This window comes from Bradyrhizobium liaoningense (assembly GCF_018130785.1).
GTDB classification, from domain to species: Bacteria; Pseudomonadota; Alphaproteobacteria; order Rhizobiales; family Xanthobacteraceae; genus Bradyrhizobium; species Bradyrhizobium liaoningense_A.
This window is the reverse complement of record NZ_JAFCJT010000018.1, coordinates 75,406-89,182: the sequence shown is the minus strand read 5'-3', so window position 1 is coordinate 89,182 and position 13,777 is coordinate 75,406. Positions and strand designations below refer to the sequence as shown.

The following is a 13,777-nucleotide window of genomic DNA, read 5'->3' as shown; positions in this document are numbered from 1 at the left end:
AGAACGACGGCTACGCCACCAGCTCGGCGAACAAGTCCGCATCGACATTGCCGCCGGAGAGCACGATGACGACGTTCTTGCCGGCGACGTCGAGACGTCCCGCCAGCAGCGCGGCAAGACCGACAGCACCGCCGGGCTCGACCACGAGCTTCAACTCGCGATAAGCAAAGGCAACGGCAGCCCCGACTTCCTTGTCCGATGCCGTCACGCCGCGCGCTAGCAGCTTGCTGTTGATCGCGAACGTCATCTCGCCGGGGATCAGGGCCATCAGCGCATCGCAGATGGTGCGGCCCGCAGGCCCGTGCGGCTCGCGATGGCCTGCGCTCAGCGAAATGCCGTGATCGTCGAACGCCTCGGGCTCGGCCACAACGATCTCCGCTTGCGGATAGCGCGCCTTCACGGCCGTGGCGACGCCCGCGATCAGGCCGCCGCCGGAGGCCGGCGCCACCACGATATCGGGCGCAAGGCCAAGGGTCGCCATGTCCTCGGCGATTTCGCGGCCGGCAGTACCCTGCCCCGCGATCACGAAGGGATCGTCATAGGGCCTGACCAGTGTCGCGCCGCGCTTCTCGGCGATGCCGCGCGAGATCGCCTCGCGGTCGTCGCGGTCGCGGTCGTACAGCACGACCTCGGCGCCGTAGGATTTGGTGCGCTCGCGCTTCGACAGCGGCGCATCGGCAGGCATCACGATGGTCGCCTGCATGTCGAGGATCTTTGCCGCCGCTGCCACGCCCTGGGCGTGGTTGCCGGACGAGAACGCAACGACGCCGCCGGCGCGCTTGTCCTGCGGGATCGAGAACACCTTGTTGAAGGCGCCGCGGAACTTGAACGAGCCGGTGCGCTGGAGCATCTCGGGCTTCAGGAACACCTTTGCACCGACGCGCTCGTTGAGCACGGGAAAGGACAACAGCGGAGTGCGGATGGCGAAGGGCGCGATCACGCGCGCAGCGGCATCGATATCGGCAGGGCCGATCGGGAGGAGCTGTTCTGTCATGGCCGAACTTTATCGCGGCAGCCTCGGCACGGGCAAGACACCTCCGCGCGATGAACCGTGGTTTTCAGGCTACGAAACTAACCGGCTCCGCCCCATTCCGGCCCGAAAACCCCGCGCCGACAGCCTCGATGCTGTCGACAAAAGTCCTCGCCGAGGCCTCCCAGGTGTGGCTGGCGGCAAACTCGACACAGTCCTGCCGTGAGACGCCGAGCGCCGCGAAGCAGGCGTTTCGCAGATCATGATCCAGCGCCCCGACCGGCGCGTCTCCGATCACGTCGCGGGGCCCCTTCACCGGAAAGGCCGCAACCGGCAGGCCGCTGGCGAGCGCTTCGAGCAGGACCAGGCCGAACGTGTCAGTCTTGCTGGGGAATACGAACACGTCGGCGGCCGCATAGATCTCCGCCAGCGCCTCGCCGTGCTTCTCCCCTAAGAAGATCGCATCGGGATAGGCTTCTTCGAGCGAGGCGCGCGCCGGGCCGTCGCCGACGATGACCTTGGTGCCGGGCAGATCGAGCTCGAGGAAGGCCTCGAGATTCTTCTCCACTGCAACGCGGCCAACCGACAGGAACACCGGGGCCGGCAGGCAGAGGTCGATGGCGCGAGGATGGAACAGGCCGGTGTCAACGCCGCGCGGCCACAGCAGGACATTGTCGAAGCCGCGCTCGGTCAGCTCGCGGGCGAGCGCCGGGGTTGCCGCCAACACGGCACGGCTAGGCGCATGGAAGCGGCGCAGCGCCCGCCAGATCAGCGAGCCCGGAACCGGCACGCGGGCGCGGACATATTCGGGGAAGCGGGTGTGGAAGCTGGTCGTGAACGGCAGCTTGCGCTGGCGGCAGTAGCGGCGGACCATCAGGCCGATCGGCCCCTCCGTCGCAATGTGGATGCTGTCGGGTCGTGCGTCCTCGATCAGCTTGGCGATCCGCGCAGGTCGCGGCATGGCCAGCCGCACGTCGCGATAGCTCGGCATCGCGAAGGTGCGGAACGATTGCGGCGTCAGGAATGTGAACTCGACACCGAGCCCTTTGGCGGCATCAGCGAGCTTGGTCAGCGTCCGAACCACACCGTTGACTTGCGGGTGCCAGGCGTCGGTCGCGACCAGGATGCGCATCAAGCGGCCTCTGTTATGCAGCTCTGGCTGCGACCTGCGGGACTTGTGCCGGCTTCTGCGCCTGATCCGCCCAGGTGATGATCTCGAAATGGCCGTCGTCATGCTCGACCAGGGCCGTGCAGCTCTCGACCCAGTCACCGCAATTCATGTAACGGATGCCGCCCTCGTCGCGGATCACGGCGTAGTGGATGTGGCCGCAGATCACGCCGTCGGCGTCGTGGCGCCGCGCCTCGGCGGCGAGCGCCTGCTCGAACGCGCCGATATAGTTGACGGCGTTCTTCACCTTCTGCTTGGCCCATTGCGACAGCGACCAATACGGCACGCCGAACATGCGCCGGAAGAAGTTGACGAAGCGGTTCATCTGGATCGCGAAGTCGTAGGCCTTGTCGCCGAGATGGGCGAGCCAGCGCGCGTTCTGCACCACGAGATCGAAGATATCGCCGTGGATGACGAGATAGCGCTTGCCGTCCACGCCGGTGTGGACAGTGTTTTCGACGACATCGATGCCGCCGAAATGCGTGCCGTAATAGTTGCGCAGGAATTCGTCGTGATTGCCGGGAATGTAGATGACCTTGGCGCCCTTGCGCGCCTTGCGCAGCAGCTTCTGCACGAGGTCGTTATGCGATTGCGGCCAGTGCCAGCTCGATTTCAGCGCCCACCCGTCGACGATATCGCCGACGAGGTAGATCGTGTCGGCATCGTGGTAGCGCAGGAAATCCAGTAGAAGGTCGGCTTGAGAACCGCGGGCTCCGAGATGAACGTCGGAGATGAACAACGTGCGAAAGCGCCGTTCCGGGCTCTCGTCACTCACATCGTAGCTTCCCATGCGCCAGCCTGTAACAAATGTCCCGTGACAGGGGGATGACAGATTGAACCCTTGAGGCACCCTCAGATACGAATCAGACCTTGCCTCGCCCTCCCCGCGAATATCAGTCGCATGCGACAATCAGGCGACATGGCGCCGCAGCGGCCTCCGCAAAGACGCGGAACCGCTGGCTTCATTGGTTAACAGCGGGATCGGCCGCGCCGCGCGAAGCCGGCGTCAGTAAAACTTGTGGAAATGATGGATCGGCCCGTGGCCGTGGCCGACGCTGAAGCGGTCGGCGGCCGCAATCGCCGCGCTGATCCAGGCCTTGGCGTTGCGCACAGCCAGCTCCAGCGTCTCGCCCTTGGCGAGCCCTGCCGCGACGGCCGAGGACAGCGAGCAGCCGGTGCCATGGGTGTTGCGGGTCGCGACGCGCGGCGCGGCCAGTGCGATCGTCTTTTCCGAATCGACGAGGTAGTCCGTGCTCTCGGCACCCTCGCCGTGCCCGCCCTTGATCAGGACCGCGCCGCAGCCGAGCGCCAGCAGGCGGCGCCCCTGGTTTTCGATCTCCGCCTCGCTCGCCGCAACGGGCTCGTCGAGCAGAGCCGCGGCCTCGGGCAAATTCGGCGTAATCACCGACGCCAGCGGCATCAGTTTCTTGCGCAGGGCATCGACCGCCTCCGAGGCAAGCAGCCGGTCGCCTGAGGTTGCCACCATCACGGGGTCGAGCACGATGTGCCCAGGCTTCCAGCGCGACAGCGCGGCCGCGATCGCATCGATGCTGGCGGCCTGCGCCACCATGCCGATCTTCACCGCACCGACCTCGAGATCGGAAAACACGGCATCGATCTGCGCGGTGACGAATTCGGCTGGCACCGCGTGGATGCCGGTGACGCCGCGCGTGTTCTGCGCGGTCAGGGCCGTGATGGCGGAGGCGCCATAGACGCCGAGCGCGGCAAAGGTCTTGAGGTCAGCCTGGATGCCGGCGCCGCCGCTCGAATCGGAGCCGGCGATGGTGAGCGCCACGGGCGTCGTCATGGGGCGATTTTCCGCGTTTTTGAGGCCATCGCCCGTCCTAGCGCGCACCCCGGCGGGCCGCAAGTTCGCTTGCTAAATCCGGCCGGTTTTGGCCTATTAGAGCGTTTTCGAGCGAAGTGGATACCGGTTCGCTGAAGAAAACGCGTCAAAACTAGAATCTAGAGTCCCGTTCCGATTTCATCGGAACGGAAATGGCTCTAGCCGCCAGATATGCTTCGGAGTGACTGCAATGGTTCCTTTTTTCGTCCAGATCAAATGCAAGCTCGGCCAGTCCTACACGGTCGCCAACGCGCTTGCCGAAGCCGAGATCGCCTCCGAGATCTACTCCACGGCCGGCCATTACGATTTGCTGGTGAAGTTCTACGTCGACAAGGACACCGACATCGGCCACTTCATCAACGAGAAGGTGCAGGTGCTGCCGGGCATCCAGGACACCCTCACCATCATCACCTTCAAGGCGTTTGGGGCGAGCTAGGGCGTGCACTCACAGAGGGCCGGATGGGAAGTCCGCTTCCGAGACAGCGCAGCGGACCAATTGTGCTCAAAGTGAGTTCTTCGGATTTTGACCATCGCATCATCCTCCAGCGCTCGCCCCCCTCTCGCCCTTGCAAGGCTCAACGCGCTTCATCGATGACGGCCGCGTCGACATCGCGCCAATGTCCAGTCAAAAGACGGATAGTCTCCAAGTGGTTGGGGCCTTTGCTTCGTAACCCACGCGCTTAGGTCCGCGGAGGAACAATTCGGCGGCCCGATCGCGTGCACTTTTGCCGCGCGCAAAGTGTGAGAAATTTCATTGAACATACAACCCTGGAATGCTCTTTTCGCACGGATCGTGAGCGTCAGGGGCCGGCAATGCCCAAAGGACCGCTTGTTTCGATAGCAGTTGCTGTCTGGGTGCTTTGCACAGGCGGCTTAGCGTGGGCAGTTCGCCCAGCACCGATAGACCCCGCTGCCATCCTCCGTAACCAAGTCGACAAGATTGGTCCGGGTTCAGTTGTCTTTAATCCTCCGACGGAAATGACGGTCGGCTATCACGAGCCAACAACCGTCCAGCCGCTCCAACGTCATGGCGTGGCTCAAACTGAACAGATCGAGGTTGGCAGCTTCATGCGGGCTCGCCTCGGTGAAGGACTCACGGCAACAACGAGTAGCGATGACGCGCAAGCCGAGTGGCTTTACGCTGAGCTTCCGGCGAAGTCGGGCGACCAGACCGGTGCACCGCGCGACAAGATGTATCTCTTCGTTTCGCGAGTTCTGGGCAGCACGGAGGAGGTCTGGCAGGCGATCTTCGCATCCGATCGCCTGACTTATCGGCCACCCCGTCTCGTCCTGTACACAAGCGCCACCTACGCAGCCTGCGGATTAGCCGAGAAAATCATGGGACCATTCTATTGTCCTGGCGATCAGAAGGTCTACCTCGACCTTTCGTTCTTCCAAGAGATGCAGACTGAACTTCACGCCTGCGATTCGAGCGGCGCCGACTGTCAACTTCCCCAGGCCTATGTGATAGCCCACGAAATCGGACACCACGTTCAGAACTTGCTGGGAATTATGCCAAAAGTGCGCGAGCTTCAAGGGAGCATGGAAACGGAGGCGGAGAGAAACCGGTTGCAAGTTCTTCTCGAGTTGCAGGCCGATTGTCTCGCCGGCATTTGGGCGCGTAAAATCAAAGAGAAAGCGAAGATCAACGCGAGCGACATAGCAGCGGCAATTCGAACGACGGAAGCACTAGGCAACGACACCCTGCAGAAAGGTGCCTTGGGGTACGTAGTGCCTGACTCGTTCACTCATGGCAGCGCTGCGCAGCGCCATCATTGGTTCGATGTCGGTTACGCAACTGGATTGGTGAAGAGCTGCAACACCTTTGCTGGAGCGCGGCAATGAGGCCCGACCTTCCCAACTCTCAACAGCCGATGTCCGACGACGACTGCTACTACCGAGCGGGGCCGCTGGGGAGCCACCACTGGACGAAGAGAAACTCCGCGACGAACGCCTGCTCGGTCTCCTGCATTTTCATTCTGAGGGGATTGCCATGCCCCAGCATTGGTTAAAATACCTGGCTGTTTGGTCAATTGCTTTCGCAACGAGCTTCGGGAGCAGCTACGCGCAACCGATCGTCGCCGAGCGAGACGTTCTTCAAATTTGCGAAGCGTTTTCGCGGAAGGCCCCGGAGCGAATGCCGGCAATTGTTCAGCCGGAAGCTGCCAAAAATTTCGTTGGGAGATACGCTCGCTTTTCGGACCGGCTACGAGGCTGCCTATCGGCATCGGAGCGCGAGCGCGAAGCAAATAGCGTGACTTTTCTGATTCAGAACACACAGTATGAGAGTTACTGGAAGTTCCTCACTGATTCCAACTCAGTTCAATGGATTTCTATCGAGAGGTTTAGGCCCGTCACGCTGGCAGATGACGAGCCATGGCGCACGCCTTTTGATGTGACAGCAGCCCCGATCAGGCCAACGATTAAACCCGGCGGCATAAAAATAGACCCAAATATCCAAGGCGGCGCGATTCAAGACTCCGGAATCGACACACGTATTGTTGAGTTTTTCTATGCAACGAACCGCAAACAGTCGGACACTCCCCCCGATGTCGAAGGCCATCCCCAGCCCCCATTCACAAGCGATGGACCTCCTGTCTACAGCTTGAACGGCTGGACTGCTGTCAGCGGCTACACAGGCGAGCGCAACCCTGACCTGAGTGTCGGGATCGTTCGCGTCCGGGTGCCTGAAGGACACCACATCGGAAACATAGAATTGCCCCCGAGCCTTAAGCTCTTCGGATTTCAATTGAGAAGAGACACACTTGACCCAACGAAGCAGTTTACAATTCGCAGCATCGAGAAAACAGACGAAGCGAAATGGATAAGAACGCTAGCGTCGACGAAGAAGAAAAAGGCTCTCGTGTTCGTCCATGGCTTCAACACCAAATTCCGCGACGCCGTCTTCCGGGCAGCGCAGATAACTTGGGATCTTCAGTTCAGAGGCACCACAATCTTATTCTCATGGCCGTCTCGCGGGGATATCGCGGACTATCTCTATGACAAGGAAAGCGCGTTAGGTTCGCGCACGGCCTTTCTTCGCGTGATCGACGATCTTTACAAGGCCGGATATGACAACATCGATGTGATAGCTCACAGTATGGGGAACTTGATCGCAGTTGAGGCCCTATCAAATAGCGCCGCGACACGATCGCCCACGGCTATCGCGCAGTTGATTATGGTCGCCCCCGATGTGGACCGAGACATGTTTGTTCAAGACATTTCCGGCGTCGCAAAGGTCACTAAGGGGCTTACACTTTACGCATCCAAGAACGACAAGGCCTTGCAGCTATCGAAGCGTATTGCCGGAGGTATCCCGCGCGCAGGAGATGTACCTGACGCCGGGCCAGTTGTTTTGCCTGGACTTTGGACGATTGATGTCAGTCTGATTGGAGATGAACTGTTCGGACTAAATCATAACACGTTCGCCACCACACGAAATGTGCTCAACGATCTTGCGATACTACTGATGGAAGGCAAACCTCCACCACGGCTGATTGAAATCAGGGGCTTCCCTGAGCCTCCCCAAAAAGCCGCGTACTTCCGCTACATACCCTAGACTAGCTGGCTTCCTTGCGTTTCGGCCGCGGCGGCCCGTCCACCGGCGGCAGCGATTTGATGTAATCCGCTATCGCCGCGAGATCCTCGTCCGGCAATTGCGAAGTGTTCTTGATCACGCGCGTCATCGCGCCGCCGACACTGTCGCCGTCGGGCAATTCGCCGGTCTTGAGGAAATAGGCAATATCCTTCGCGCTCCATTCGCCGAGACGCTTCTGTGTGATGTTGGGCACCCAGCCCTCGCCTTCCGGATTGGGCCCGCCGGCAAAGCGTTCTCCGGTGATGATGCCGCCAAGCGCGTTGCGCGGGCTATGGCATTCGGCGCAATGGCCGAAACTGTTGACGAGATAGGCGCCGCGATTCCATTGCGGCGACTTCGTGCCGTCGGCGACGAAGGGCTTTCCGTCCATAAACAGGAATTTCCAGATGCCGATGTTGCGCCGGATGTCGAACGGAAAGCGCACGTCGTGGTCCCGCACCTTGCCTGCAACGGGCGGCAGCGTCTTCAGATAGGCAAAGAGGTCGAGCACGTCCTCGCGCCTGGCGCGCTGATAGGACGTGTAGGGAAAGGCCGGGAAATAATGCTGTCCGTCCGGCGAGACCCCGTGCATGACCGCGTTGACGAAATCGGCGTCGGTCCATTTGCCGATGCCGTAGGTCGGATCGGAGGAGATGTTCGGCGCGTAGAACGTTCCGAACGGCGACTTGATGGCGACGCCGCCGCCGAGCCTGGTGCGATCCGGCTGGTCGGGGACGGCATGGCATGACGCGCATCCGCCGGCGTTGAACATCACCTCGCCATTGGCGAGATTGGGGACATGGGCAGGCGTGGTGGCGGCACCGGCCGCCACCACCGGCGCGCTGAGCCACCAATAGACGCCGGCAGCCGTGACCGCCGCAAGCAGCGCCACGAGAATTGTTCGTTGCAACATGTAGATCCATTCATTGCTTGCCGCGAACTTATGACCGATGTCGACGCAGCTCCAGCCACGAAGAATTTAGCCCGCCCCGGCCGGCAACGGGAATAAACTGAAACGGCCAATGTTGGAAGTTTGGCAGGCCAACGAGGTCTCAGGGAGAATGTCATGAACAAGACCGTTATCGCCATGGTCGCGCTGGGCGCCGCAGCTTTTGCAGCCCCCGCCGGCGCCGAAAAGCTGAAAGCAACGCTCGACGGCAAGTCCGAGGTGCCCGCCACCACCACCAGCGGCACCGGAACCGCCGATCTGGACTATGACGCCGCCAGCAAGAAGCTGTCCTGGAAGGTCACCTATTCCGGTCTGTCCGGCCCGGCAACGGCCGCCCACTTCCACGGGCCGGCCGAGGCCGGCAAGAACGCCGGCGTCGCGGTCGCAATCCCGAACGCGACCTCGAGCCCGGTCGAGGGCTCGGCGACGCTGACCGACGCCCAGGCCGCCGATCTGCTCGCCGGCAAGCTCTACGTCAACATTCACACCGCGGCCAATCCGGGCGGTGAAATCCGCGGCCAGGTGACGAAGTAGTGACGAAGTAAGCCTCAAGGCTGCTTCGTACGCGAAGGCCGGACGCAGAGAGGGAGCGTCCGGCCTTTTCGATTCCGCACGCCGCGAGGTGACCACGCAGGCTCATTCCGGCATGCCGGCAACCCGGAGCGCTTGCGTCAGCTTTTCGACATCTTCCCGTCGGCGGTATCGCCACGTGTACGCATCGATACGCTTGTTGGGAAATAATTGCATCGCACGGTCGCAAATCCGCCGAGCTTGCTCAACCTGGTTCGACGCCGCATGGCATGCCGCCAGGATGAATTGCGCAGGCGGAAAGATCGGTATCAGCCTGATGGCGGCTGCCGCGCAAGCCAGGGCGTCATCATGACGGTCAGCAAGAAAATGCGCGTAAGCCAAGCCCGTCTGGGCGTTGGCGCTCCCATGCGGATGAAGCGGGTTCAAACGCAATGCGGTGCCGAATTGCTCGATCGCGGCGTCACCACGACCAAGCCAAAGTTGGCTCCAACCGTTCCAATGACGTGCGACAACGAGATTGGGATCCAGCTTTATCGCGCGCACGAGAAGAGCATCGCCTTCCTCGACCTCGCCCGCCACCTGTGAGAGCGCGTGTCCGGCCATCGCAAGCACCGACGGATCATTCGGGTCAAGCTCGACCGCCCGCCTCGCCAGCCGCTGGGCTTCACTGCATTCGTGGGCCGCATCAGTGACCCAGTCGAAAACGTTCCTCAGGACATGGCAACGGGCGCCGAGCGCATATGCGCGTGCAAATTCCGGATCGATGCCGCGGGCCGTCTTTGCGAGCTCCATCGCCTCGATGCTTGCCTCCTCCGTGAATCTGAAGAAGGCGGCGAACGCCCGGAGATAATAGTCGTAGGCCTGCAGGTTGTCGGTGGGCTTGCGTTGGGCGCGCTCGATTTCGGCGCGCTCCAGTCGCGGGGAGATTGCGCCGATGACGCTGCTCGTCAGCCGATCCTGCAAGTCGAAAATATCCTCGATCTCACTGTCAAACCGGTCCGTCCAGAGATGCAGGCCGGTCGCCGCGTCGATCAACTGACCGGCGATCCGGACTCGATTGCCGGCCTTGCGCACACTGCCTTCGAGCACGTAGCGAACGCCCAGCTCCTGACCGATCTGTTTGACGTCGATCGCCCTGCCCTTGTAGGCCAGAGTCGAATGTCGCGCGATGACGAAGAGAGACTTCGAACGCGACAGTCCCGCAATGATGTCCTCGACCATACCGTCGGCAAAATAGTCCTGCTCCGGATCCGGGCACAGGTTGGCGAACGGAAGGACCGCGATCGAGGGTTTGTCGGGAAGCGAGAGAGCGGGTTTCGGCGTCCCGGCGCCGCCGTCGGCGACTGCTGCGCCCTCGGCGGCAAGCGTTTCCCGGACCTGCCCCACGAAGCGGAAACCTCTGCGCGGCAGTGTTCTGATCAGCCGCTGCGCTTCGCCGGAATCCCCGATCGCGCATCGCGCACTGTTGAGGCGGGTCGTCAGCGCAGCATCGGACACGCAGCGCCCCTGCCAAACGGCATCGATGAGTTCATCCTTGCCTACGACGCGCTCCCGGTTGCGGATCAGGTAATCGAGGAGATCGAACACCTGCGGCGCAACGGAGATCCGATCCGCTCCGCGATGCAACTCTCGCCGACTGGCGTCGAATGCATACTCCTCAAAGAGATAGCGCAAGATGCGAATCCCTTGGATGAGCCCTCCGGGGCGACCCGGGTGGGCGTTTTGGCCCGCTGGACGTCGCAAGAATAAGCTGTCGGTAGGGAAAATGTAAGCTGCCGGTCAAGCACGCGCGTCGGTCTTCGGGCACCTTCTCGGGGTGAAAAACACCCTCCGGAGGCACTGCCATGACCATGATCCAAGGTACAATGTGGCCGGAACGGGCGTCCGTATCGATCCGGCATGTCCACAGCCTGATCCGGAAGTGCTGGGATGTCCTTCAGGCACGTCGCGATCGCCGGAGATTGCGCGGCACGTTGTCCGGCTTGAGTGACCGGGAGCTGATGGACATCGGCACGACGCGCGGCGAGATCGACTACGTTGCCTCCAACTGCGATCTCGACCCACGAAACATCGTGCGCCATTCGCGCGGGGCGGCACGGCCGACCTCATTGCGTTGACTGGGCACGCTCCGGCAATGTCGGGCCTGCGCCTTCAGGCCGCGTTCAGCGCCTGCGCGAGATCGGCGATCAGGTCCGACGGGTTTTCGATGCCGATCGACAGCCGGATCGTGGAATCGAGGACCCCGATTTTCCGGCGGATGTCGGCGGGAACGCCGGAATGAGTCATGGTTGCAGGCAGGCTCGCAAGCGACTCCGTTCCACCAAGACTCACCGCCAGCTTAAGGATTTGCAGTGCGTTGAGAAATTTCACCGCCGCTTCCTTGCCGCCGACGATGTCGAACGAGAAGGTGGAGCCCGCCCCTACGCATTGCCGCGCAAACACAATTCCGGCCGGCGAGGCCTGCTCGAGATGGCCGAGGTAGTGGACCTTGTCCACCTTGGGGTGGTCGCGCAAATAGTCCGCGACGAGGCGCGCGTTGCTGTCAGCCTTCTCCATGCGCAGGCTCAGCGTTTCGAGCGACCGGTTGATCATCCAGCAGGAATGCGGATCGAGCTGGGTGCCGATGGCGCCCCGGAGCGCTTTGATGCCCTTCACGATCGGCTTCGCGCCGAGCGCGGCACCCGCGATCAGGTCCGAATGACCGCCGACATATTTCGTGAGCGAGTACAGGGAAATGTCCGCACCATGTTCGATCGGCCGCTGAAACACCGGTCCGAGCAGCGTATTGTCGCAGGCGATGATTGGAATATGTCCCTGGGCCTTTCCGATGGCGTCGGCAACACGGCGCATCATTGCGATGTCGACCAGCCCGTTGGTCGGGTTGGCCGGGGTTTCGATCAGAATCATCGAAACCCGACCCTTGCGCATGGCCTCCTCCGAGGCCTGGTTGACGGCCGCTTCATCAACGCCATCGGCGAAGCCGACGGCGCCGATCGACAGACGCGCAAGCGTGTTCGTCAGCAGGGTTTCCGTCCCGCCATAGAGCGGCTGCGAGTGCAGAATGACGTCGCCGGGGCGGACGAACGCCAGGATCGTGGTTGCAATGGCCGCCATGCCGGACGAGAACAGCGCGCAGCTCTCGGTGCGCTCGTAGATCGCGAGCCTGTCCTCGACGATTTCGCTGTTGGGATGGTTGAAGCGCGAATAGACCAGCCCCGCGCCCATCCCTTCCGGCGGCTCACGCCGGCCCGCCACGAAATCGAAGAAGTCCTGCCCGTCATCGGCCGTCTTGAACACGAAGGTGGAGGTCAGGAAAACCGGCGGCTTGATGGCGCCTTCCGACAATTGCGGATCATAGCCATAGGTCAGCATCAGCGTTTCCGGATGCAGCATGTGGTTGCCGATGTGCGTCTTCGACGGGAACGGTTTGACCATGGCCTGTCTCGCTGTTTTGATTCAGATCCTCGCCGCGTGTTGGACTCCGCGATCGAAGCACAGGACTCGGATGCGCCTGCATCCGACTCGTCAACGTCGCAGCGGCTGCGGTTGAAGATAAGCTCATACGTGGCGCCCTGACAGCGATCAGCCAGGCCTCGCAGACAAATTTTGCCTTTGGTGTGGTTCGACGAGGCGATGTCTCGGTAACCGAGGCGCCTCCACGCAATCGTCCGAGCCTCCCCAGCTGCGGCCCTACCTTTGACGGGCCGCCCGCAAACATCCCCGATTCCGTCCATCCATTTTCGTGTTGCCGCCACAAACAGCACTCACGAAGGCGTGACCGCGTATGGGGAGAAAAAAGTGCGCGCAAGGAGAGCATGGAAAGTCGTGGGGGCCAAACATCACCACTCCAGTGTCGAGCAACTTCAGCTCGATCTGGCAGCGATCAACCGGTGCATACACGTGCTGGAAGAGGCTGACGCCAATCCTCAGGACATTGAGGTGCTGACCGTTCATGCGCTGGCGCTCGCCGAACAGATCGATGAGCTGCGCTGGTCGAACCCAGCGAAGGCTTTGGGGTGGTTACTCGAAAAAGAGACCCACCGGCCCGCCGCTCGCAAAGCTTCGGGAGCCGGCTGAGCGAGGCGTACGGGTCAAGCGAGGCGCCTGCACACAAGGCAAAAGGGGGCGGATGCTGCGCGCATCCGCCCCCGCCTTTTTGCCGGCTCCGCGTCAGCCGTTCTTCACGCGAAAGGTCTCGTGGCAGCCGCCGCATTCCTTGCCGACCGCGGGAAAATTCGCCTTGAGCGTATCCAGATCCTTGATCTTGCCCTTGGCCTCGCCGACGACCTTGGCGAAGCTCGCGATCCTGGCGTCGAAGCTGGCCCTGTCCTCCCAGATCTTCGGCGAGGCGCTGTAATCGCCCTCGGGCTTCACGCCCTTTGCGCTCGCCGGAAACAGGTTCGGCAGCTTCTTGGCGGTGTCCGCGAACTGCGCCAGCGCGCTGTCCACCGTGGCCTGATCGTAGGGCTTCTCGCCCTTGACTATCGCGGCGACCGCGCCGGCGTTCTTGCCGTTGCCCTTCATGAGGGTCTGGACTTCCTTGACGGAGTCCTGCTGCGCCCAAACCGCGCCCATGCCGAGCAGAAGCGCGCCCCCGACAACCAAAACTCGTTTCATTCGCAAAATCCCTTTCGCTGAGACAGGATCGTGCTGACCCCACACTGGGCCAACACCGTTTGGCAGATTTCATTCCATCCAAAGCGCGACGATAAATCGTCGCACTTTGGATTATTTGG

Annotated in this window: 14 protein-coding genes; 6 read left to right on the top strand and 8 right to left on the bottom strand. The window is 61.9% G+C overall.

Going from position 1 to position 13,777, the window contains the following annotated elements; all coding sequences use genetic code 11:
• Positions 1-10: 10 nt before the first annotated feature.
• The 4 genes from JQ627_RS28315 to thiD all read right to left on the bottom strand — a co-directional run bounded on the left by JQ627_RS28315 (position 11) and on the right by thiD (position 3,945).
• Complete coding sequence (locus JQ627_RS28315; protein ID WP_212487605.1) at positions 11-994, bottom strand: threonine/serine dehydratase; 984 nt, start codon at positions 992-994, stop codon at positions 11-13.
• A gap of 64 nt (positions 995-1,058) precedes the next feature.
• On the bottom strand, positions 1,059-2,102 hold the full coding sequence (locus JQ627_RS28310) for a glycosyltransferase family 1 protein (protein WP_212487603.1): 1,044 nt from the start codon (positions 2,100-2,102) through the stop codon (positions 1,059-1,061).
• 13 nt (positions 2,103-2,115) lie between these two features.
• The gene (locus JQ627_RS28305) at positions 2,116-2,928 is read right to left on the bottom strand and encodes a UDP-2,3-diacylglucosamine diphosphatase (protein WP_212487601.1); all 813 of its coding nucleotides are present in this window, start codon (positions 2,926-2,928) and stop codon (positions 2,116-2,118) included.
• A 216-nt stretch (positions 2,929-3,144) separates the two neighbouring features.
• Positions 3,145-3,945 carry a bifunctional hydroxymethylpyrimidine kinase/phosphomethylpyrimidine kinase gene (gene thiD / locus JQ627_RS28300; RefSeq protein ID WP_212487599.1) on the bottom strand — a complete coding sequence of 267 codons (801 nt, stop codon included), beginning with the start codon at positions 3,943-3,945 and terminating at the stop codon, positions 3,145-3,147.
• A 229-nt stretch (positions 3,946-4,174) separates the two neighbouring features.
• Between thiD and JQ627_RS28295 the strand changes: the two genes are divergently transcribed.
• The 3 genes from JQ627_RS28295 to JQ627_RS28285 all read left to right on the top strand — a co-directional run bounded on the left by JQ627_RS28295 (position 4,175) and on the right by JQ627_RS28285 (position 7,543).
• Positions 4,175-4,420, top strand: a complete 246-nt coding sequence (locus JQ627_RS28295; protein ID WP_014493934.1) for an Lrp/AsnC family transcriptional regulator — start codon at positions 4,175-4,177, stop codon at positions 4,418-4,420.
• 377 nt (positions 4,421-4,797) lie between these two features.
• Positions 4,798-5,829, top strand: a complete 1,032-nt coding sequence (locus JQ627_RS28290; RefSeq protein WP_249143449.1) for a neutral zinc metallopeptidase — start codon at positions 4,798-4,800, stop codon at positions 5,827-5,829.
• Positions 5,830-5,977: 148 nt separating this feature from the next.
• The gene (locus JQ627_RS28285; RefSeq protein ID WP_212487597.1) at positions 5,978-7,543 is read left to right on the top strand and encodes an alpha/beta hydrolase; all 1,566 of its coding nucleotides are present in this window, start codon (positions 5,978-5,980) and stop codon (positions 7,541-7,543) included.
• Between the two features lies 1 nt (position 7,544).
• On the opposite strand, the gene JQ627_RS28280 is transcribed toward JQ627_RS28285, so the two are convergent.
• Complete coding sequence (locus JQ627_RS28280) at positions 7,545-8,474, bottom strand: cytochrome c (protein WP_212487595.1); 930 nt, start codon at positions 8,472-8,474, stop codon at positions 7,545-7,547.
• Positions 8,475-8,627: 153 nt separating this feature from the next.
• Here JQ627_RS28280 and JQ627_RS28275 point away from each other — a divergent pair, with 153 nt between their 5' ends.
• A complete protein-coding gene (locus JQ627_RS28275) occupies positions 8,628-9,044 on the top strand; it encodes a CHRD domain-containing protein (protein WP_014493929.1) in 417 nt (138 codons plus the stop codon).
• 102 nt (positions 9,045-9,146) lie between these two features.
• Here the strand turns inward: JQ627_RS28275 and JQ627_RS28270 are convergent, their stop codons facing one another.
• A complete protein-coding gene (locus JQ627_RS28270) occupies positions 9,147-10,715 on the bottom strand; it encodes a winged helix-turn-helix domain-containing protein (RefSeq protein WP_212487593.1) in 1,569 nt (522 codons plus the stop codon).
• Between the two features lie 170 nt (positions 10,716-10,885).
• On the opposite strand from JQ627_RS28270, the gene JQ627_RS28265 reads away from it, so the two are divergent.
• The gene (locus tag JQ627_RS28265; protein ID WP_212487591.1) at positions 10,886-11,158 is read left to right on the top strand and encodes a DUF1127 domain-containing protein; all 273 of its coding nucleotides are present in this window, start codon (positions 10,886-10,888) and stop codon (positions 11,156-11,158) included.
• A 34-nt stretch (positions 11,159-11,192) separates the two neighbouring features.
• Here JQ627_RS28265 and JQ627_RS28260 read toward each other — a convergent pair whose 3' ends face one another.
• Positions 11,193-12,476 carry a cystathionine gamma-synthase family protein gene (locus JQ627_RS28260; protein WP_212487588.1) on the bottom strand — a complete coding sequence of 428 codons (1,284 nt, stop codon included), beginning with the start codon at positions 12,474-12,476 and terminating at the stop codon, positions 11,193-11,195.
• Between the two features lie 363 nt (positions 12,477-12,839).
• Between JQ627_RS28260 and JQ627_RS28255 the strand changes: the two genes are divergently transcribed.
• A complete protein-coding gene (locus JQ627_RS28255) occupies positions 12,840-13,118 on the top strand; it encodes a hypothetical protein (RefSeq protein WP_212487587.1) in 279 nt (92 codons plus the stop codon).
• A 93-nt stretch (positions 13,119-13,211) separates the two neighbouring features.
• On the opposite strand, the gene JQ627_RS28250 is transcribed toward JQ627_RS28255, so the two are convergent.
• Positions 13,212-13,658: a cytochrome c gene (locus JQ627_RS28250; RefSeq protein WP_212487585.1), complete on the bottom strand. Its 447-nt coding sequence runs from the start codon at positions 13,656-13,658 to the stop codon at positions 13,212-13,214.
• Positions 13,659-13,777 lie beyond the last annotated feature (119 nt).

Coding starts and splice junctions, on each gene's coding strand:
- JQ627_RS28305 (WP_212487601.1), bottom strand. CDS start 2,928: ATGGGAAGCTACGATGTGAGTGACGAGAGCCCGGAACGGCGCTTTCGC.
- JQ627_RS28280 (WP_212487595.1), bottom strand. CDS start 8,474: ATGTTGCAACGAACAATTCTCGTGGCGCTGCTTGCGGCGGTCACGGCT.
- JQ627_RS28260 (WP_212487588.1), bottom strand. CDS start 12,476: ATGGTCAAACCGTTCCCGTCGAAGACGCACATCGGCAACCACATGCTG.
- JQ627_RS28315 (WP_212487605.1), bottom strand. CDS start 994: ATGACAGAACAGCTCCTCCCGATCGGCCCTGCCGATATCGATGCCGCT.
- JQ627_RS28295 (WP_014493934.1), top strand. CDS start 4,175: ATGGTTCCTTTTTTCGTCCAGATCAAATGCAAGCTCGGCCAGTCCTAC.
- JQ627_RS28275 (WP_014493929.1), top strand. CDS start 8,628: ATGAACAAGACCGTTATCGCCATGGTCGCGCTGGGCGCCGCAGCTTTT.
- JQ627_RS28250 (WP_212487585.1), bottom strand. CDS start 13,658: ATGAAACGAGTTTTGGTTGTCGGGGGCGCGCTTCTGCTCGGCATGGGC.
- JQ627_RS28290 (WP_249143449.1), top strand. CDS start 4,798: ATGCCCAAAGGACCGCTTGTTTCGATAGCAGTTGCTGTCTGGGTGCTT.
- thiD (WP_212487599.1), bottom strand. CDS start 3,945: ATGACGACGCCCGTGGCGCTCACCATCGCCGGCTCCGATTCGAGCGGC.
- JQ627_RS28265 (WP_212487591.1), top strand. CDS start 10,886: ATGACCATGATCCAAGGTACAATGTGGCCGGAACGGGCGTCCGTATCG.
- JQ627_RS28285 (WP_212487597.1), top strand. CDS start 5,978: ATGCCCCAGCATTGGTTAAAATACCTGGCTGTTTGGTCAATTGCTTTC.
- JQ627_RS28310 (WP_212487603.1), bottom strand. CDS start 2,102: ATGCGCATCCTGGTCGCGACCGACGCCTGGCACCCGCAAGTCAACGGT.